The sequence below is a fragment of the Bacillus sp. AFS088145 genome (assembly GCF_002564465.1).
Classification (GTDB): Bacteria; Bacillota; Bacilli; order Bacillales; family Bacillaceae_G; genus Gottfriedia.
The window spans coordinates 224958-246471 of sequence record NZ_NUUX01000015.1 but is presented as its reverse complement, the minus strand read 5'-3'; the positions used below and the strand labels follow the sequence as shown (position 1 = coordinate 246471).

At 31.4% G+C, this 21514-nt stretch carries 20 protein-coding genes; 18 read left to right on the top strand and 2 right to left on the bottom strand.

Going from position 1 to position 21514, the window contains the following annotated elements:
* The first annotated feature begins 60 nt into the window (after positions 1-60).
* The 3 genes from COI44_RS12075 (at position 61) to COI44_RS12065 (ending at position 4476) form a co-directional block, all read left to right on the top strand.
* Positions 61-1890 carry a sensor histidine kinase gene (locus COI44_RS12075; protein WP_098428173.1) on the top strand — a complete coding sequence of 610 codons (1830 nt, stop codon included), beginning with the start codon at positions 61-63 and terminating at the stop codon, positions 1888-1890.
* Positions 1868-3421: a response regulator transcription factor gene (locus COI44_RS12070; protein WP_098428172.1), complete on the top strand. Its 1554-nt coding sequence runs from the start codon at positions 1868-1870 to the stop codon at positions 3419-3421. The genes COI44_RS12075 and COI44_RS12070 overlap by 23 nt, the downstream gene beginning before the upstream one ends.
* A gap of 89 nt (positions 3422-3510) precedes the next feature.
* Positions 3511-4476 (top strand): phosphotransferase enzyme family protein, encoded by a 966-nt coding sequence (locus COI44_RS12065; protein ID WP_098428171.1) that lies wholly within the window; start codon positions 3511-3513, stop codon positions 4474-4476.
* 75 nt (positions 4477-4551) lie between these two features.
* Here the strand turns inward: COI44_RS12065 and COI44_RS12060 are convergent, their stop codons facing one another.
* A complete protein-coding gene (locus COI44_RS12060) occupies positions 4552-5505 on the bottom strand; it encodes a PstS family phosphate ABC transporter substrate-binding protein (protein ID WP_098428170.1) in 954 nt (317 codons plus the stop codon).
* A 171-nt stretch (positions 5506-5676) separates the two neighbouring features.
* Here COI44_RS12060 and COI44_RS12055 point away from each other — a divergent pair, with 171 nt between their 5' ends.
* Positions 5677-6363, top strand: coding sequence for a winged helix-turn-helix domain-containing protein (locus COI44_RS12055; protein WP_098428169.1), 687 nt, complete (start codon positions 5677-5679; stop codon positions 6361-6363).
* 527 nt (positions 6364-6890) lie between these two features.
* Here COI44_RS12055 and COI44_RS12050 read toward each other — a convergent pair.
* Positions 6891-7040: a BH0509 family protein gene (locus tag COI44_RS12050; protein WP_176547281.1), complete on the bottom strand. Its 150-nt coding sequence runs from the start codon at positions 7038-7040 to the stop codon at positions 6891-6893.
* A gap of 438 nt (positions 7041-7478) precedes the next feature.
* Between COI44_RS12050 and COI44_RS12045 the strand changes: the two genes are divergently transcribed.
* The 14 genes from COI44_RS12045 (at position 7479) to COI44_RS11980 (ending at position 21504) form a co-directional block, all read left to right on the top strand.
* A complete protein-coding gene (locus COI44_RS12045) occupies positions 7479-8204 on the top strand; it encodes a YveK family protein (RefSeq protein ID WP_098428168.1) in 726 nt (241 codons plus the stop codon).
* Position 8205: 1 nt separating this feature from the next.
* Positions 8206-8901 carry a CpsD/CapB family tyrosine-protein kinase gene (locus tag COI44_RS12040; protein ID WP_098428167.1) on the top strand — a complete coding sequence of 232 codons (696 nt, stop codon included), beginning with the start codon at positions 8206-8208 and terminating at the stop codon, positions 8899-8901.
* Positions 8898-9671 carry a tyrosine-protein phosphatase gene (locus tag COI44_RS12035; protein WP_098428166.1) on the top strand — a complete coding sequence of 258 codons (774 nt, stop codon included), beginning with the start codon at positions 8898-8900 and terminating at the stop codon, positions 9669-9671. The genes COI44_RS12040 and COI44_RS12035 overlap by 4 nt, the downstream gene beginning before the upstream one ends.
* Before the next feature lie 342 nt (positions 9672-10013).
* Positions 10014-10889, top strand: coding sequence for a UTP--glucose-1-phosphate uridylyltransferase GalU (gene galU, locus COI44_RS12030; protein ID WP_098428165.1), 876 nt, complete (start codon positions 10014-10016; stop codon positions 10887-10889).
* A 24-nt stretch (positions 10890-10913) separates the two neighbouring features.
* Positions 10914-11585 carry a sugar transferase gene (locus COI44_RS12025; RefSeq protein ID WP_098428260.1) on the top strand — a complete coding sequence of 224 codons (672 nt, stop codon included), beginning with the start codon at positions 10914-10916 and terminating at the stop codon, positions 11583-11585.
* Between the two features lie 16 nt (positions 11586-11601).
* On the top strand, positions 11602-12540 hold the full coding sequence (gene fcl / locus COI44_RS12020; protein WP_098428164.1) for a GDP-L-fucose synthase: 939 nt from the start codon (positions 11602-11604) through the stop codon (positions 12538-12540).
* A 27-nt stretch (positions 12541-12567) separates the two neighbouring features.
* The gene (gmd, locus tag COI44_RS12015; RefSeq protein WP_098428259.1) at positions 12568-13647 is read left to right on the top strand and encodes a GDP-mannose 4,6-dehydratase; all 1080 of its coding nucleotides are present in this window, start codon (positions 12568-12570) and stop codon (positions 13645-13647) included.
* A 98-nt stretch (positions 13648-13745) separates the two neighbouring features.
* Positions 13746-15011, top strand: coding sequence for a glycosyltransferase family 4 protein (locus tag COI44_RS12010; RefSeq protein WP_179887097.1), 1266 nt, complete (start codon positions 13746-13748; stop codon positions 15009-15011).
* Between the two features lie 83 nt (positions 15012-15094).
* Entirely contained in the window at positions 15095-16180 is a 1086-nt protein-coding gene (locus COI44_RS12005; protein WP_098428163.1) for a glycosyltransferase, read from the top strand.
* A gap of 122 nt (positions 16181-16302) precedes the next feature.
* The gene (locus COI44_RS12000; RefSeq protein ID WP_179887096.1) at positions 16303-17538 is read left to right on the top strand and encodes an O-antigen polymerase; all 1236 of its coding nucleotides are present in this window, start codon (positions 16303-16305) and stop codon (positions 17536-17538) included.
* Between the two features lie 45 nt (positions 17539-17583).
* Positions 17584-18648 carry a glycosyltransferase gene (locus COI44_RS11995; RefSeq protein ID WP_098428161.1) on the top strand — a complete coding sequence of 355 codons (1065 nt, stop codon included), beginning with the start codon at positions 17584-17586 and terminating at the stop codon, positions 18646-18648.
* Positions 18645-19559, top strand: a complete 915-nt coding sequence (locus tag COI44_RS11990) for an ATP-grasp fold amidoligase family protein (protein ID WP_098428160.1) — start codon at positions 18645-18647, stop codon at positions 19557-19559. Before COI44_RS11995 ends, COI44_RS11990 begins: the two co-directional genes overlap by 4 nt.
* Positions 19560-19571: 12 nt before the next feature.
* The gene (locus tag COI44_RS11985; protein WP_098428159.1) at positions 19572-20075 is read left to right on the top strand and encodes a serine O-acetyltransferase; all 504 of its coding nucleotides are present in this window, start codon (positions 19572-19574) and stop codon (positions 20073-20075) included.
* A gap of 1 nt (position 20076) precedes the next feature.
* Entirely contained in the window at positions 20077-21504 is a 1428-nt protein-coding gene (locus tag COI44_RS11980; RefSeq protein ID WP_098428158.1) for a flippase, read from the top strand.
* Positions 21505-21514: the final 10 nt, after the last annotated feature.

Here is a 21514-nt window from a genome sequence, read left to right as displayed (position 1 = left end):
TTAAACTTTCTGATAAACTAGATAGTAGAAAATGCAAACGTTTCCGCAAAGGATGTTATCATGAAAAACAGTATTAGAAGTAAGCTGATTACCTTATTGTTAATCGCAACCATTATTCCATTTGGATTGTCGATTATAGCAAGTTATTTTTATACGAAAAACACGGTTACGAAGGAATTTGTCAATACGAATTATGATTTATTGAAGCGTAGTGGAAATGATTTATTGAATTATTTTAATGAAATTTACGGTATTCCATTGTCCATTTATAGTAATAGACCGTTTTTGTCGGTGTTAGAAAATGGTGCGACAGCTTACATCGAACAAAATTCTGCTGAAATACAACGTAGTTTATTAGGACTTTATTTTTCTAGAAGAGAAATTGAGCAGCTGCATTTATATTTAACGAAGGGTAAGGATGATTACACCGTCTACAATGCAAAAGTGAGTAGTCGAGGGAAGTTGTATAATTTCAACCAAATTCCCACATATAGAAATTTAAGTTTTTCGAGGGACTCGTATTATATTCAACCGACTCATCCGATTCAAAATTATAATAATTTATCTGATTTTCGAATTGAGCCAGTTAAGCAGGTCGTATCTCTTCATTATTTTTTAAATAATGTGACATCTGACCAATGGCTAGGCTTTTTATCAATTGATATTGAATTAAGTAGAATTAATGAGATTTTTGATCGTATTTATAAAAAGGGAGAGGAACATCTTTTCGTTGTTGGCGATGGGAATGTTGTTCTTTATTCATCAGAAAAAAAGCTGATTGGTAAAAAGCTAGAAACAAAATGGTATAAAAAAATTAGCTCAGATCGATCAGGCGAAACTAGTTTTGAATGGAGGGGCAAAGATTTTAGTGGGGTCTATGTGTATGACAAAATAAAAAGTAATCATCAACAGTGGACAATCATTAAAAGTATTCCTTATAAGAATCTCTATCATAATTCGAATCAATTATTGAAAATTACGGTTACACTCGGGGCGATTTCAGTCTTATTAGTCATCATTTTAACCATTATTGTATCCTTCAGATTTACACGACCAATACGAATCTTAATTCGAGATATGCAACGGATTGAGCAGGGAGAACTTGCTGTTTCTTTCGATACGTTAGGAAATGATGAGTTTGGTCAGTTAGGTAAACATTTTACTTCAATGGTGGATACGTTAAATGATTTATATATAAAAGAATACAAACTTCAAATAGAAAATAAAACGAATCAACTAAAAGTACTTCAGTCTCAAATTAATCCGCATTTTTTATACAATGCATTGCAGTCAATTGGAACTCTTTCACTAAAAAATGACGGAATCAAAGTGTATCGATTAATTATGTCACTCTCAAAAATCATGAGATATAGCATGAGAAATAATGAAGATTTTGTAACGCTTAAAGATGAATTAAACCATATAAAAGATTATTTATCGCTTCAAAACGAACGTTATGATGGCAAATTTGTCTATAACCTGGAAGTGGATGAAGGGTTAAACAAAGTAAAAATGCCAAAAATGATTTTACAGCCAATCGTCGAAAATTTCTTTAAACATGGCTTTGAAAAGCAACAAAAGCTTGGTGAATTAAATATTTCGATTCATAGACAACAAGATGATCGTTTAAAAATAGTCATTGCTGATAATGGTGAAGGTGCATCAGAAGAAGAATTAGAAATCATCAATTCATCGCTATCAGAAGGTGGATTAAATACTCACGAGAGTATCGGTTTAAAAAATATTTCTGATCGCATTCATTTCTATTATGGTAAAAAAGCAGAAGTAAAAATAGAAAGTGTGAAGCATGAAAACTTTGTTGTAACGATAATCATACCGATTGAAATGACAAGAGGAGAAGTTAATCATGAAGGTTCTACTAATAGATGACGAAAAGCATGTACGTGAAGGTGTAAAACTTCTTGCAGATTGGGATGCAATTGGTGTTACTGAAATATTAGAAGCAGAAAATGGAGCGATCGCTCAAGACATCATTATAAAGGAAAGACCGACAATCATATTTACTGATTTAATGATGCCAGAACTAGACGGTAGAGGATTATTAAAGTGGCTTCATTCAGAAAACATTAATTGTAAAGTAATCGTTGTAACGGGATATGATGATTATCATTATATGAGAGAAGCCATTCAGTTCGGTGCGTCTGATTATTTATTGAAACCAATTGATCCGGATATATTGAATGAAACTTTAGTAAAAGTAGTATCAGATTGGAATGAAAAAGAAAAAGAGAGAATTGATGCGTTAAATGATTTTCGTTTACTGCAGGAAGTTTTACCTGTTTACAGAGACAAACAATTAACAAATGCAATTTACGGTAAAGAATATAATCAGAACATGTTAAACCAATTAGGTTATGAAGAAGGGCAAACTTTGCATGTTTCTTTACTAAAATTACGAAATCTAGAGACATTCAAAGATATTTGGCCAGAGGATTTATGCTTTTTTGCCTTATTGAATATTGTAAATGAAGTTCTACAAAACCAAAATGGAGGAATTGCATTTCGTAATTTACAAGGTACAAAGGAGATTTGTTTACTATATTGGGGCGAGCAAGTAACTGACAGTATCCAACATATTGCTAAAATTTTATCGACAGTTGTGCCTTTTCCGTTTCATTTTGCAATCAGTAGAAAGTTAACAATTGATTCGATTCAGTCCGGGTATGAGGAAGTTGTAAATGTTCTACAGCATGTAAATATTTTAGAAAAGCGAGATGTACCAGTTTATTCTTATAAAGATATAAAAGAGTATAATCCGATTAATCTAGTAGAAATCATAAACTTATTTGAACAAATGGTTGAGAAGCAGGATATTTATATTTACGATGAAGTCATTCAACTTTTTAGTAAACGAATCGCACAGAAGAATTATCTACCTTTTGCTCAGTTACTTTCATTGCATCAGGAGTTTTTAATCTTCCTTAATCATTGGATTAATAAACTATCGCTGCAAACCGTTCAGGAAGTAAATCTCGAATTGTTCTGGAATGCGAAAGGGCATTTTGAAATTGGTGATTATGTAGCGACTCAAAGGGAAAGAGTTCAGTCGATTATTCAAGAAAAGAATCAAACGAATCAAGAACTAAATAGTATTGAAGCAATCGCAAATTATATTCAACTGAACTATGCTGAAGAGATTTCACTTCAGGAGTTTTCAGAGAAATTTTATTTAAGCCGCGAATATATATCCCGTAAGTTTAAACAAATTTATGGTGTGAATATATCGGATTATATTGTTTCAATTCGGATCGAAAAAGCGAAGGAATTATTGAAGTTCCCTAATTTAAAAATTTATGAAATAGCAGGGAAAATTGGCTATCAGGATGATAAATACTTTCGAAAAGTGTTTAAGAAAATCGTTGGGATGACCCCAAATGAATATCGAAATATGAATGATTAGTAATTATTTAGTAAAAAAGTTGCAGGAAATCTTTGGAAACTGAGGAATAAGTAATTAGATATTTATTCTATGTTTCGGGGGATTAAAAAATGGAACAAGCAGTTGAAAGAGTTTTTACTAAAGAGATTTTAACGAATGCAGCATCACAATTTGGTATTACAGTAGAAGAAAAACCAGTCGGAGAGTTCGAGAACTATCTATTTAAAGGTAAGCTAGCTGATGGAACAGATCGCATTTTACGATTAACGCACTCATCTCATCGCTCAAAAGAAGAAATTGAGGCAGAGCTAGAGTTTTTAAAATATGCTAGAGAAAATGGAGCAAATGCAGCAGGTTCTTTAACTTCTTTTAACGGAAATTTAGTAGAAGTCCAAAATGCCAGTGATGGCACAAGTTTTTACGCATCAATGTTTGAATGGGCAGATGGTCAATTAGTTGATCGTACAAATCCTGCTGTGTGGAATGATGATCTAATGTACACATGGGGAAAAACAATCGGAAAGCTTCATGCGTTAACAGTGGATTATCCTGTAACAAATCATCGTGAACATTGGTACGAAGAAGCTTATTTAAATGAAATGTTAGCTGATGAAGAACTTGGCATTTTTACGAAGGAATTAATAGAAGAAATCCAAAGTTATGGCAGAAAGAAAGATTCATATGGATTAATTCATAGTGATTTGCATCTCCATAATTTCTTCGTAAATGATAAAGGTGAAATAACGGCTTTTGATTTCGATGATCTGCAATATAATTATTTCATTTCAGATATCGCAATTGTCCTATATTATACTGCTTGGGGTAGTAAGGCATCATTCGAAGAAAAATCTAATTTCGCAAAAAGACAGCTAGAAATCTTTCGAAAAGGTTATGAAACCGAATATGTATTAGATGAAGAATGGTATAGCCGAATTCCTTCATTTTTAAAATGTCGTGATATTACGCTTTATCATGTATTGAATATGAAATATGAAGAGAAAACGCAAAGGGTTATTGAACTTTGTGAAGAGTTGAAAGATAGAATCGTAAATAAGAAAACGATAATTGATCTTTAAAATTACATTAAACAAAAAGCTACGATTCAAACTCGAATCGTAGCTTTTTTATAATTAAATTGGGGGGGAGTTAGGTTATTTGTGTTTAGCTTCTTCTATTTTATTAATATTGATTTCGTATTGATCATCTTCTAACGGTATATAGCCAACTTGCTCAGCTAAAATTGGAGCATTTTCATTAGCAAATTTCAAGTAGTCCAAAACAACAGGGCGTTTAAGTGAGTTACTATTTACATATGTGTAGAGTTCACGTGAAAGTGGATATGTCCCATTTTTAATCGTCTCTTCAGTCGGTAAAACAGCTTTACCTGTTTTTGGATTAACGATTGGTACGATTTTTAATTTGTCTTTGTTTTCTTCATAGTAAGCATGACCAAAGTACCCAATTGCACCTTTTTCACTAGCAACATCAGCGGCAAGTTTTTTGTCATCTTCAGACGTTTGAGCATCTTTCCGTTCGCCAGTTTGATTTAAGATTGTTTTATTAAAGTATTCGTAAGTTGCTGACTCATTACCAGGGCTGAAAAATTTAATTTCTTCTTTTGGCCAAGCCGAGTTTAATTCGTTCCAAGTTTTTATATTGCTTTTTACTGACCACAACTTTTTTAATTGTTCAACTGTTAATTGATTAACAAAATCATTGTCTTTATTTACTACGACTGATAGACCGTCGTAGGCTAATTTTAATTGAATATAATCGATGTTATTTTGTTTAGCGATTGTATCTTCTTTATTTGTTATTGGACGAGATGCGTCGTTTATATCTGTTATACCATTTGTGAATTTTTTAAAACCATCATTTGTACCACTATTACCTAATGAAATCGTTACCTCAGGTTGAGCAGATCTATATTGCTTCGTTATTGATTGCATAATCGGGAAAACGGTAGATGAACCGTCAATTAGTACACTACCAGTTAATTGCTTTTCATCTGTACTTGACTTAGGATGATAGGCAATTCCACAAGCTGCTAAAGATAACATAGCTGTGATTGCGATGCCTAATAAAAGTGTTTTCTTTAGTTGCATCTACAGTTCCCCCCTCGTTGTTTTTGCTACATATCTTACAATATCCCACAAAGATTAACTTGCTTTTAACGCTACGTAAAGAATTTGTAAAGGTATAGTGAAAGTCCCCCTTTTTTGTTAATAACCAATTAAAATGACCGTATAAACAGTAAAAAATGGGAGAGATATACGGTGGAGCAAATTGTCATCATCCAAGATCAAAACGAGATTGAACATGTGCTTCAACAAAGTAAACAATTCGGATTAATTAAAATCAGCACATATCGATATGGAGAGTTTAATGAAGAAATACATCTTGGTTTCTTAAAAGGTTGCATCATATTAATGAAAAGCCAAGTTTTGGACGAGTTTATTCCATTAATCATGAGAATAAGACGGATATCTGAAATACCGATCATATTATTAGTTGAAACTTATGATTCATACGAAGCAGCAATATGTATTGAAGCAGGAGCGGATCAATATGTTAAATATCCGATTCATCCTAGAGACTTATCCGCAAGAATAAAAGCAGTAATGAGGAGGGCAGGCACTGATAAAATAGAAGAAGACCGAGAAAAAGTTTTATATTTTGGAGAAATCTCCTTCTATTTAAATCGAGAAGAGGTTTATAAAAACAAAATGAGGATCGAATTAAATGGTAGGGAATACGCAATTTTACTTTTTTTAATAAAAAAAGCCGGCTTTATTGTAACGAGAGAAGAATTAATGGAAGTGATTTCTGTTTATAAAAATAGAAGATTAATCGATATATATATTCATAGTTTGCGACATAAAATTGAGGAACTTCCGAATTATCCTAAATATATTAAAACGATTAAGGGAAAAGGGTATCGGTTCGAAACACTTGCCTATTGAACATGAGTGGAATTAAAAAGTTAGATGGATTCTTATAAAGGATGCCATTTAGCTTTTTTATTTTTATAAGGCAGAGGTTTGGATAAAGAAATGCACTTTTATTGTTTTTAATAATAAAATAGACAAATTTTTTTATTTACATAAATAAAAAATTTTTTTTGTACACACCCTATTAGACAAAATGACTAAGAAAAAACGTACAAATTGTATACAATTTAATTACTAAAACAACAAAAATGGACAGTCTGTTCTTTTACCATAAATTGGAAAAAAATAAAATTTCGATATAACAAAAAGATACATATAAAATACTCTTTTAAAATGTTTTAGACTCAAATTAAGAAATATAGTCAGAAAAGTAGGACTTTTGATGTCTTTTGTAAATTCGAGAAAAAGATGAAAAATAAGTAATTCGATACAGTATTGACGTAAGAAACATTGGTAAATGAAAAAGCTAGGTGAATCCAAATTAGGATGTTCACCTAGCTTTTTATTTTATAAGTGCAGTAATCCAAAGTTGTAAGATCTTACTCAGCGTGATGTAACATATACGTATACGCCGTGTCGTAAAGGTGCTCTAAATCAGCATCCGTCATGAAAACTAAGTCTTCAGTTGAAAATCCTTTTGTTAATTCCAAAAAGTGAACCATGTTTTTACGCTCTTCTCTACTCATCATTAACAACACTCCCTTTGATTTAAATTAATGATTAATTTGCTTTCGTTCTGTATTAATACAGTGTATTTATTTATATTTTATTATATAACAGAATAATCAAAATGTGCTAGTGATTTTTACTAAATAAGGAAAAAATTATTTTTATCATTTCATTGATTATTATTCAATTTACAACGAAAATATTATTTTAGAATAATATCTAATATTACAATTTTTATTAATGAATGTAACATAACTAGACAGGTTTGTAAGGGCTTCCATAAAATGGGTATATAATCCGACAAAATACCTTGTTTTATGGGAAATTTAACCAAAGTTCCCTATTTGTAGATTAATTTTTGCTTAACTTTTAGTTAAGTAATTGTTATACTAGGTACTGTTGAATCTGAAGGTATATTTTAATAGAATAATAAAGGTATAGAATTTAAGGAGGAAGCGATGGAAGAGACGATTAGTTTACAGGAATTATTCGGCGTTATTAAGAAACGTCTAATCATGATAATTAGTATTACAGTTGTAGCCACAGTGGTTACAGGAGTTATTAGTTATTTATTTCTAACCCCGATTTATCAATCTTCAACACAATTATTAGTTAATCAAAAAGAAACAAAAGATTCTTCGATTTATCAGAATAACCAAGTACAAACAAATGTTCAATTGATCAATACATATAATGTCGTTATTAAGAGTCCAGCTATTTTAGACGAAGTTATTAATCAATTAAATTTAGATTATACAGTTGCAGAATTGACTAAAAATATTACAGTTGCAAGTGAAAAAGACTCACAGGTATTTACTGTTACAGTACAAGATCCAAATCCCGAACAAGCACGAGATATTACGAATACGATTGCGGATGTTTTCCAGAAGAAAATTAAATCAATTATGAGTATAAATAACGTAACTGTGCTAACGAAAGCAGAATTAAGTGAAGATCCAAGCCCGATTAAACCGAATCCAAAATTAAATATTGCAATTGGATTTGTTGTTGGATTAATGATTTCCGTTGGTATTGCCTTCTTACTTGAGTATTTAGATAACACAGTAAAAACTGAAAAACAGCTTGAAGAATTATTGGAGTTACCGATTTTAGGTGTTATTACCGAAGTATCAAAGGGGAAAATTACTCCTAAAATAAATTTAAAATTGGGAAAGGGTGCGTAGAATGGTTAAAAAAGCGACTAAAGAAAAATTAAAAAGATTTCTTATTACTTTAACAAACCCTAAATCACCATTTGCAGAGCAATATCGAACAGTTCGTACAAACATTCAATTTTCTTCAATCGATAAAAAAATAAAATCAATTTTAGTGACATCTTCTGAACCATCTGAAGGTAAAACTACGACAATTGCAAATCTTGCTGTTACATATGCTCAGCAAGAAAAGAAAGTCCTTTTAGTAGATGCAGACTTACGTAAACCTCAATTGCATTCTGATTTTAAGTTAGAGAATTTTAAAGGATTAACAACTGCTATTGCGCATGATAAGTCCTTAAAGGAAGTCATACAAAAAACTGATATTAGCAATCTATCAATTCTAACTTCAGGACCAATACCGCCAAATCCATCTGAACTATTATCTTCAGGAAAGATGAAGAACTTGATTGCACAAATGTATGAACAATATGATGTGATTCTTTTTGATGCTCCTCCATTGTTAGCAGTTACAGATGCTCAAATCATTTCACAAGTTTGCGATGGAACGATTTTAGTTGTTCGTAGAGGATACACGGCAAAAGAAAAAATTAAAAAAGCAAAAGAGTTATTAACACTAGTAAACGCAAATATCCTAGGTGTGGTATTAAATCGAGCGGAACAGGATAAAGACGGTTATTACGATTATTATGGTAGCGAAAAATGATTGATCTTCACTGTCATATTTTGCCTGGCCTAGATGACGGTCCAATAACAATGGAAGATAGTATTAATATGGCTCGAGCTGCCGTGGACAATGGGATTCATACAATTGTTGCATCACCTCATCATCAGAATGGACGCTACAATACAGACAGAAAAGTGATATTAGAAAAAGTAGAACAGCTAAATAAAGTATTAAAAGAAAAAGCAATACCATTAACGATTTTACCTGGGCAAGAGGTAAGGCTATATGGGGAATTGATTCAAGACTTTGAGCTTAATCGAATTGTTTCAGTTAATGAAGGAAGACGCTATTTACTATGCGAGCTTCCTTCATCCCATATACCACAATTTACAAATAGGTTATTTTACGAGATGCAAGCAAATCGGATTATACCGATTCTTGTACATCCTGAACGAAACAAAGTTCTTATAAACGAACCAGATATTCTTTTTGAATTTGTTCAAAAGGGTATATTAACTCAACTAACTGCTTCTTCAATAACAGGTAATTTCGGTAAAAAAATTCAAAAGTTTGCTTTTAAATGTATTGAGGCAAATTGGGTACATGTTATAGCATCAGATGCACACAACACGAAAAATCGGAATTTTGAGTTAATTGAAGCGTATGAGATCATTCGAGATAAATTTGGGATAGAAACTGAGTTCCAATTGAGAGAAAATACTCAATCAATTTTGAATGGTGACGTTCTTTATCCAGAAGAACCTCTTAAATTAAAACAAAATATTTTTAGTCGTTTACTAGGAATTTAATAAATGATAGGTGATATCTCCTTACCAATATCAATGGAGGTACTCGGCTATATTGTGGTAGATGATAAAATTGATTGGTTTTCCATTTATCTTAATACAAATAGACCTCATGAGATCACTCAAACTAAACAGGCTATATGTATTCGAGAAAAGGAGTTTCAAATTTGAATTTGTCTGCTTAGACGCAAGTCGTCAGAGGTATAGTGTGAGGAAGGGTTAGATGCCCTAAATTATATTTAATTTAAAAGAAGATAGAGTTTCTTCTTGTGTATTTATTCATATGAATATAGAAGTGGAAACTTTATTAATTTGGGGAAAGTAAGCAATGGAGGGACTTAGAAAATGAAGAAAGTAAGAAAAGCAATAATACCAGCTGCGGGTTTAGGAACACGCTTCTTACCTGCAACAAAAGCAATGCCGAAAGAAATGCTACCAATAGTAGACAAACCAACAATTCAATACATTGTTGAAGAAGCAATTGAATCAGGAATTGAAGATATCATTATTGTAACAGGTAAAGGAAAACGCGCAATTGAAGATCATTTTGATTATTCATATGAGCTAGAACAAAATCTATTAGAAAAAGAAAAATATGCGTTATTAGAACAAGTTAAAGCACCATCTAATATTGACATTCATTATATTCGTCAAAAAGAACCAAAAGGATTAGGTCATGCTGTTTGGTGTGCACGTAATTTTATAGGTAACGAACCATTTGCCGTATTACTTGGAGATGACATTGTTGAAGCGGAAACACCAGGCTTAAAACAGTTAATTGAACAATACAACAATACATACTCATCTGTAATTGGGGTACAAACTGTTCCAAAAGAAGAAACGCATCGATATGGCATTGTAGAACCAAGTATGCAGGAAGCTAGAAGATATGAAGTAAAAAACTTTGTTGAGAAACCAGCACCTGGTACAGCACCTTCTAACTTAGCGATCATGGGCCGTTATATCTTTACACCGGAAATCTTTATGTACTTAGAAGAACAAACGATTGGTGCAGGTGGCGAAATTCAGTTAACTGATGCAATTCAAAAATTAAATTCAATTCAACGTGTATTTGCATATGACTTTGAAGGGAAACGTCATGATGTAGGTGAGAAATTAGGGTTTATTAAAACGACTATTGAGTTTGCATTAAAACATGAAGATTTAAGAGATGATTTATTGAAGTATTTACATGAAATGTTAACAGTAAATATTAAATAAGGATGGATGATCATATTGAAAGCAATGAGATTGGAACAATCAGAATATGCTTCTCAACCACTCTTATCGAAAGAAACAGTTGAAAAAAGAAGAATCTATTCGTTAACAAAGCGATTAATGGATTTAGTCGGAGCAATTTTTGGTCTTCTATTATTATTACCAGTTTTTATTTTAGTAGCAATTTTTATTAAGTTAGAAGATCCAAAAGGCCCGGTTTTCTTTTATCAAACTCGAGTCGGTAAAAATGGAAAAGAATTTAAAATGTACAAGTTTCGTTCCATGGTGACGGATGCAGAAGAACGATTGAAAGAACTGCTAAAATATAATGAAGTTTCTGGCGCGATGTTTAAAATGAAGGATGATCCTAGGATTACTAGGATAGGAAAGTTTATTCGAAAAACATCAATTGACGAGTTACCACAATTCATAAATGTTTTATTAGGTGATATGTCACTTGTTGGTCCAAGACCACCACTTCCTCGAGAAGTTGATGAATATACAGATTATGATAAACAGAGATTACTAGTTACACCTGGTTGTACTGGACTATGGCAAGCAAGTGCCCGTAATAGCGTAGGTTTTGATGAAATGGTACAACTAGATCTAACATACATAAATAATCGTTCAATTATTTATGACATTAAGATTATCTTAAAAACGATTAGAGTGTTATTTGGTTCAAACGACGCGTTTTAATGAGGAGAGAAGAAAAGTGAAAAAGGATTCAAAAATATATGTCGCTGGCCATCGTGGTTTGGTAGGTTCAGCAATTTTACGTAAATTACAAGAAGAAGGCTATACTAATTTAGTTTATCGTACTAGTAGAGAACTAGATTTACGTGACTTTAAAGCGGTTGAAGAATTTTTTGCTGAGGAAAAAATAGAATATGTTTTTCTAGCGGCAGCTAAAGTTGGAGGGATTGTTGCAAACAATGAATATCCAGCCGATTTTATTCGTGACAATATTTTAATACAAACTAGCGTAATAGATGCCTCATTTAAAAACGATGTTAAAAAACTATTATTCTTAGGAAGTACATGTATATATCCAAAAATGGCACCTCAGCCATTGAAGGAAGAGTACTTATTAACTGGGGAGTTAGAACCGACAAATGACGCCTATGCAGTTGCAAAAATTGCAGGGATTAAAATGTGTGAATCATATAATCGTCAATATGGGACAAAGTATATTTCTGCAATGCCAACAAATATGTACGGACCTAATGATAACTTTGATTTACATACTTCACACGTACTACCGGCATTATTACGCAAATTCCACGAAGCGAAAGAAAATAATGATCCAAGTGTAACTGTTTGGGGAACAGGAACGCCATTACGTGAATTCTTATTCTCAGATGATTTAGCAGATGCTTGTATTTTCTTAATGAATAATTATGAAGGAAATGAAATTGTAAACGTTGGGGTAGGGAAAGATATATCCATTGGAGATTTAGCAGTGAAAATCAAAAATGTAGTTGGCTTTGAAGGAGAAATTGTATTTGATACAACAAAACCGGATGGCACACCACGTAAATTAGTAGATACAACAAAAATTAATTCTTTAGGTTGGACGGCAAAAACCTCTTTAGATGAAGGATTAGTGAAAGCATACAAAGCATTTTTAGCACAATTTCAATTAGCGAAGTAAATGTACAAGGAGAACAAAGAAATGACAATGAAGAAAAAAGCGTTAATTACAGGCGTAACAGGACAAGATGGGTCTTATTTAGCAGAATTTTTATTAGAAAAAGGATACGAGGTACATGGTATTATTCGTCGTAGTTCGTCTTATAACCAAGAGCGTTTAGAAGATTTATTTAATGATGAGAACTATGCGTTTATGGCTCACGAAAACTTTAACTTACATTATGGAGACGTAACAGATACTTCAAATGTTATTCGTTTAATTAGCGAAATTCGTCCTGATGAAATTTATAATTTAGCTGCACAATCACATGTCCGTGTTTCTTTTGATGTACCAGAGTACACTGCAGACGTTGACGCAGTTGGAACATTACGTATTTTGGAAGCCGTTCGTATGTTAGGTTTAACTGAGACTACTAGAATCTACCAAGCTTCTACTTCTGAATTATACGGGAAAGTACAGGAAGTTCCTCAAAAGGAAACAACACCGTTTTATCCACGTTCTCCTTATGGAGTAGCTAAAATTTATGGTTTCTGGATTACTAAGAACTATCGTGAATCTTACAATATGTTTGCAGTTAACGGAATTTTATTTAACCATGAATCAGAACGTCGCGGTGAAACTTTCGTAACTCGCAAAATTTCACTTGCTGCGGCGCGTATTGCTCAAGGGAAACAAGATAAATTAATGCTTGGAAACTTAGATTCTTTACGAGATTGGGGTTATGCAAAAGACTATGTGGAATGTATGTGGTTAATTCTTCAACATGACAAACCTGAAGATTTTGTTATCGCAACTGGTGAAATGCACACGGTACGTGAATTTGCGACATTAGCATTTAAACATGCAGGAATCGAAGTTGAATGGCAAGGTGAAGGAATTAATGAAAAAGGAATTAACAAAGCAACTGGAAATGTAATAGTAGAAGTTGATCCAAAATTCTTCCGTCCAGCAGAGGTTGAACAATTGTTAGGTGATCCTACAAAAGCTAGAACATTGTTAGGTTGGAACCCTACTAAAACTTCATTTGAACAGTTAGTAGAGATTATGGTTACACATGATATGAAAAAAGTTGAAAAAGAAGATCGAATTAAGAAAATGTTTGATTGATGCTTCAAAAGGAAACAAAATTTTGTTTCCTTTTTTATTTTGTAAGGAAGCATTGGATTGTAAATCTAACGAGGATATGGATAGGGAAGAGATATTACATGATAAAAAAGTTGAATAAAGCAAAGAAAAAGCTATTAATATATGCGCATTACTATACCCCTGATGTAGCTTCAACTGGTCAGATTCTGAAAGAACTTGCTGAGGGGATGCTAGATGCATTTGATATAACAATAATTTGTGTTGTTCCTTCCTATACTGGAAAGGTCGCAGGTGAGTATCGAACAAAGATGTTTTACAAGGAAGAGATCAATGGTGTAAAGATTATCCGAATTCGTGTGCCAGAATTTTCCAAAAATAACAAGATTAGCAGAATCAAAAATATACTAGCATACTTCTTTGGTGCTATGATTGCTACAACTAAGGTCGGAAATATGGATTATGTATATTCAATTTCTCAACCGCCTATCCTTGGGGGGTTACTAGGCGTTTGGGGCAAATGGATGAAGGGCGCTAAATATATATACAATATTCAAGATTTTAATCCAGAACAGACCATGGCAGTTGGTTATAGTAAGAATAAGATTGTTCTTAATGCAATGATGTTTTTTGACAAATATAGCTGTAAATGTGCTGATAAGGTAATTGTTGTTGGGCGCGATATGGTGGAAACTCTTAAAGGTAGATTTAAGAGTAAAAAAGTGCCGAATCATGCTTTCATTAATAACTGGATTGATGAGAATGAGATTTACCCACTATCACCCGACAATGAGAAAGTAGTGTCTTTCAAAAAAAAATACGGTTTGGAAAATAAGTTTGTCATCATGTATTCGGGTAACATAGGACTCTATTATGATCTTGAGAACTTGATGCATGTAATTAAGAGATTTAAAGATAGGGACGATATAGTTTTCGCATTTGTGGGAGAGGGGTCTATTTTAGATAAACTAGTAAACTATAAACAGAAAAATAATCTCGATAATGTAAAGTTTATTCCATATCAAGATAAGGCAGATTTAGTTTATAGCCTGAATGCAGGTGATGTCCATTGGTGTGTGTCTGCAAAGGGAATTAAGGGTGTTTCAGTCCCTTCTAAATTGTATGGGATTTGTGGTGCTCAGCGACCAGTACTTGCGGTATTAGAGCCCGGCGCAGAAGCAAGGTTAATTATTGAAGAAACCCAATGCGGATATATCGCTGATCCGGGTAACTACAAAGAAATAGAAACTATAATTGATAGAGTACTGAAGGATAAAGGAACTTCCAAATTAAATGAAATGGGTAGACGTGGCCGTTCTTATTTAGAGAGAAATCTTACAAAGGATGTTTCAATACAAAAGTATATTGAGGAAATTAAGTCTACTTGATATCTAGTGTTAGTAAAATTCCCCACTTACTTCTTTAAATTCTTTTCACAACTCTGGAAGCATCCAAACATGGAGGAAGTAGAATGAAAATATTGATTTATGATGTACATGCTAGTGAGTCAGGCGCATTAGAAATTTTAAATGATTTGTATAAGCAGATTAGTGAGTATGAAGATAAAAGTATTAAATGGATTTTTGCAGTTAGTAAGCCTGAATATAAGGAGCAAGAAAATATTATTACTTTACGTTATCCATGGGTAAAAAAAAGTTGGTTTCATAGATTATATTTTGATTATGTTGTCACTAGGAAAATTTTAAAGAGATATAAACCAGATAAAGTTTTTTCTCTCCAAAACAAAGGTATCTCTTTTTATAAAAAGCCACAATGTGTGTATTTACATTTACCATCTGTACTTACCGATCACAAGTTTAACTTGAGGCGTGATGGTAAGATACTATGGTTACACCAAAATGTACTTAAAAAAATGATTTTTGCTTCTCTTAGAAAAGTTGATAAAACAATTGTACAGACACAGTGGATGAAGGATGCTTTAATTGAAAAAGCGAAGGTTAAAGATGACAAGATAATTTTGTTGCCACCAGATATAAGTACAAATAATATAGGCAAATTTAGTGATGATAAGGAAAATAGAATTAATTTTTTCTATCCTGCAGCTTCTTATACATATAAGAATCATCTTACTGTATTGAAGGCATGCAAATATATACAGGAAAAGGGAGTTACCGATTATAAGGTAACATTCACAATTCGTCCAGATGAGAATAAGCATACAGAAATGATGTACAAATATGTCATGGAACATAATCTTAAAATCGGATTTGATGGCAGTATCCCAAGAGAAAAAGTATTTAAAAACTATCAACAGTCAGTATTACTATTTCCATCATTTATAGAGTCCTTTGGCCTACCATTATTGGAAGCAAGATTAAGTGGGAGTTTTATTGTGGCCAGTGATTCCCCGTTTGCTAGAGAAATATTAGATAATTATAATAATGCATTGTTTTTTGAATATCTGGATTATAAGGCCTTAGGAGATCATATGATTCAGATTATGACAGTTCAGAAATATGAGAAAATCAATCCAATTGAAATTCAAACTCATAAAAAAGAGAGCAATAAATTAACAGAGATAGTTCTAAATCTATAATGTACGATCTGTTGTGAAAAAATTTCAATTTTATAAATTATATATTAAACAGGGAGGTTATGTAAATTTTCTTATTTTCAATTCTTATTTTAATAGTAAATATAGTATTAATTATGCTCTCTTTGAAAATATATAAAGCTTTGGTAAATCCTGTTTCTCTATTTAGTTCAATTTGGCTTTGGTTTACTTTTTTGTCTTGCCTAGGTTTGTGGGGAATATATGTACCATCGACTAAAGCTATACTCTATATATTGATTAGTACATTATTTTTTAGCGTTATTTCCTTTATTACGTACTTAAGGTGTAAAGAGATTGAATTAATTAAGAAAAAGCATGATATAGATAAAGGGAAAATAAAATATGTACCACTAATAGTTATAAATTTTGTATCAATAATTTGGTTGATTCCTATTTTAGTCAAAACAATACCTTTACTTTTTGCTGGTGAGTGGCAGCTAGTAAGGTTTTATTATTTAAATGCAAATACAATTCATGTGATTTTTAACACAAAACAAGCATTGGTTTGTCAATGGTTAGTTTTCCCTGTATTTTATGTTACCACTATAATTTCAGCATATTTAGTTGCTAAAAAGAAGTCTAACATTACATTAATTATTATTTCAATGTCTGGAATATTAATGGCAGTTCTAGTTACAGCTGGGAGGAACGCTCTATTTAAGTGTCTACTCTTTTATGTTCTTGCATTTTTAATTAATTCTAAACGTTTGAAGGAAGTCTTAAAAAGGATTAAAGAGAGTAATATATTTATAAAAATATTAATAGTTTTAGGTATCGCTGCTATGATATTTATAAGTTCTCAAAGAAGTTTATCTAAAGATACAAGTGCTTTACAGAATGCAGTTTATTATTTTACAGGACCGATAGTTTATTTTAGTTATATTATTGAAAATCCAGAAAATTTCGCTTTAAACGGAAGCTTCCTTTATGGTAAGGCAACATTCGGATTCATTACAACACCAATTGAAATTGGATATTCAATGCTTTTTGGTCATGACTATGCTGGAGCGGATAATATCATTACAACATATGTAAATCAGTATATAAACTTATCACCATCTATAAAGGGGAATGCTATATCAACAGCATTATATCCATTTATGAAAGATTTTGGAGTACTAGGAATTGTTTTAGGTCCTTGTATTTATGCTTTTATTGTTAATTATGTTTACGCTAATTCCAAAAAGAATATGTTTTGGAATTGTTTGTCGATATATATGCTTTATACGGTTTTCTTTAGTGAATGGCAATATGAACTACTATTTCCACAGTCGTTTTCTATTATTGTTTTTTTATATATTTTTCTTTCAAATAAATCGTATAAATTAAAGACAATTTAGTAGTATAAAAAGATTTTATACTACTAATGGAAGGAACTATGAAAAATGGAAATGAAATCCACTCCTTTAATATCAGTGCTAATGTCTGTTTATAAAACAGACAACAATTTTTTAAGAGAGTCGATCGAAAGTATACTTAATCAAACTTATGAAAATTTTGAATTTATCATAATTGATGATTGTACAACAGAAGAGAATATTAAAACAATACTTAGTTACGATGATTCTAGAATTCGACTAATTCACAATGAATTTAATTTAGGACTTACTAAATCATTAAATAAAGCCATTCAATTAGCAAATGGGAAATATTTAGCGCGGATGGACTCCGATGATATTAGCGAATTGAATCGGTTTGAAAAACAAATATTGTTTTTAGAAAAGAATCCTGAAGTAATAGTACTTGGCGGCTATGCTCAGATTCTTGGAAGTAACAAAATTTTCATGTCCAGAGTAGATCATTTTGAAGTATTAAAGATGAGAATGCTCTTTTTTGCTTGTGCGTTGGTACATCCTACAGCGATGATAAATAAGAGTCTACTTATGCATCACAGAATTCAATATGATGAATGCATAAAAAAAGCTCAGGATTATATGCTATGGACAGATTGTATGTCAGTGGGAAAAATTGCAGTTCTAAATGAAGTTGTATTACAATATCGCATTCATGAAAATCAGGCTTCAATAGCTGGAAGTGATGAACAAAAGAAATGTGCCATGATTGTTCAGAAAAAACTTTTACAGCCATTATTAGGCGGTTCTATAACAGATGAAATACAATTACTTCACTATAGTATTATAAGCGGAGAGTATTGTACTAGTATTAAAGAATATGATAAGCATATAAGTACTCTTCTAAGGATTAATAATGAATTGTTGATTTATGAGCCTAAAAAGTTTAAAAAAGAATGCTACTATATGTGGTTAGTTATGTCAATTAAAGGTATTGTATATCATCGTGATTTTAGAGGTCTTTATTCCACATATTTTTGGAAAGCATTATTTCATTTGGATTTTTGGACATATTATTTTAGATACTTTCTCACAGCACCGTTTGAGGAAAGCAGAGCAGTAAAGAAAATTAAAAAAGGAAGGAAAAAAGCAAAATGAATATATTAAAATATGTAAAAAATCCAAAGAAAATAATAATAGCTGTTTTGAGTAAAGTAGGAGGTAGACTATCTGACAAAACTTATTTAGAAGTTATGTATTATCTTCACTTTGGAAAGAAATTAAATCTTGATGATCCCAAAACCTTTAATCAAAAAATACAGTGGTTAAAATTATATGACCGTAATCCAGTTTATACAAATTTAGCAGATAAATTTGAAGTTAAGTCGTTCGTTCAAGAGAAAATAGGAAGAAGATATGTTGTTCCTACATATGGATGTTGGGACAGTTTTGACGAGATTGATTTTGAAAATCTCCCACAGCAGTTTGTATTAAAGTGCACACACGATTCTGGAGGATTGGTAATTTGTAAAGATAAACAGAATTTAGATTTAAATTATGCAAGAGATAAAATTAACAAAAGCCTAAAAAGAAAATTTTATTTGTATGGGCGCGAGATGGTTTATAAAGATATAAAGCCACGTATTATAGCTGAGAAATATCTTGTTGATGAATCAGGTAAAGAATTAAAGGATTACAAGTTTTTTTGTATTAACGGAGAACCGAAGTTAATGTATGTAGCTTCAGATAGAATGATAGAAACAAAGTTTGACTTTTTTGACATTTCAACATTTAAACATATTCCAGTAAAAAATGGTCATGAAATGGCTGGTAAAAAGAATATAGCAAAACCTAAATTTTATGATGATATGATAAAGTTAGCTTCTGAATTGTCTGAAAATATTCCTTTTGTACGAGTAGATTTCTACGAATGTCATGATGGAATATACTTTGGTGAAATGACTTTTTATCATATGTGTGGATTTGAACCATTCGAACCGGAAGAATACGATTATAAATTTGGACAACTAATAGATTTGTCCTTAGTAAATAATTCTGTATTCAAATAGGAGTGAAATTATATGTTTAGCGTTTTGATATCTGAATATAAGAACATGACTTCAAGAAATAAAGTAAATATACTTAAAGTGCTATATAATTGGCTATTTAATCCAAATTATAGAGTGGCAGTTTGGATTGCGTATTTACAAAAAGTAAATTCAAAATTTATAAAAAAAATAATACAAAATCATTTAGAAGTTAAATACTCAGTATTAGTATCATTGCACTGTAAGATTGGTAAGTGCTTCAAATTAGAACACTTCTTCGGCGTTGTAATAGGTAGAGATGTAGTAATAGGGGATAATTGCAAAATTTACCAACAAGTAACATTAGGGGAAAAAAATGGGAAGTTCCCTAAAATAGGTAATAATGTTGTAATTTTTTCTGGAGCAAAAATTATTGGCGATATTATAATTGGTGATAATGTTCAAGTTGGTGCGAATGCGGTTGTACTCCATGATATTCCAGATAATTCAGTCGCAGTAGGAATTCCAGCTAAGATATTAAAACAGTCGAGAGGATAATATGTCTAGTTTAAAAAAGAATGTTATTTACAATTTTGTATATCAATTTCTAATACTATTTCTTCCATTTTTTACAGCGCCGTATCTTTCAAGAGTAATTGGTCCAAGTGGTATTGGCCTTTACTCTTTTTCTTATTCTGTAGCATTATACTTTACTTTTTTTACCATGCTTGGATTAAATAATTATGGAAATAGAGAGATAGCCGCTATACAAGATGATTTTGAAAAGAGATCCAGGACTTTCTGGGAAATTTACACTTTGCAGGTTGTGTTTTTTTGCTTTAGCTTTGTAGTATATATGTTTTACGTTACTAGTATTGCAAGCGATAAAATGGTAGCACTAATACAAGGAATTTTTGTTTTATCATCATTGTTGGATATAAATTGGTTTTTCTTTGGGATGGAGAAGTTTAAATTAACAGTTCTTAGAAATACTTTGGTAAAAATAGCCACGGTTATTTTAATTTTTATATTTGTTAGAACTAAAGATGATATTTATATTTATGTAGGCATAATGGCATGTGGGTATTTAATAAGCCAACTGTGCCTTTGGCCATTTTTAAGAAAATATATATGTTTTACTAAAGTATCTTTGAAAGATATTGTTAAGCATTTGAGACCAAATTTAATATTATTTGTACCTGTCATATCTGTCAGTATCTATAAAATAATGGATAAAATTATGCTAGGATATATGGCCTCAATGTCAGATGTTGGTTACTTTGATAATGCAGAGAAAATAATTAATGTCCCAATTGCTTTAATAACAGCTATAGGCACCGTAATGATGCCAAGAATGACAGCATTAAATGCACAAAATAAAATTGATGAAAGTAAAAGATACATTGATAAAACTATGCTTATAGTTTTGGCTTTTGCTACCGGGGCCATGTTTGGGATTATATCGGTCTCAAAAGAATTTTCTGTACTTTATTATGGGAAGAATTTTCAACAGACAGGTGTCATCATGGATTACTTAGCTATAACAGTATTATTTTTAGCATGTGGAAATGTGATAAGATCTCAGTATCTAATACCGAGAAAGAAGGATAAAATTTTTATTACTTCAGCTATTTTAGGTGCTATTTTTAATTTTACTTTAAATTTAATATTAATCCCACGCTATGGTGCTGTTGGTGCGGCAATTGGTACTATTGTTGCAGAGTTTACTGTATGTTTTTATCAACTTTATAGTGTAAGAAAGTATTTCTCATATACTACTTATTTCAAACACGAAATATATTTTCTTTTTTCAGGATTATTAATGTATCTATCTGTAAAAAATGTGAACACAGGATTAAATGATTTATTAAATTTAATTATTCAAATGATAGTTGGGGCCATAGTTTATAGTATTATTGCCGGTTGGTATATGATCAAAATTCAAAAGTTGAGCTTAACTAATATACTTAAAGTCAGCAATAAATAAATTAATTTAT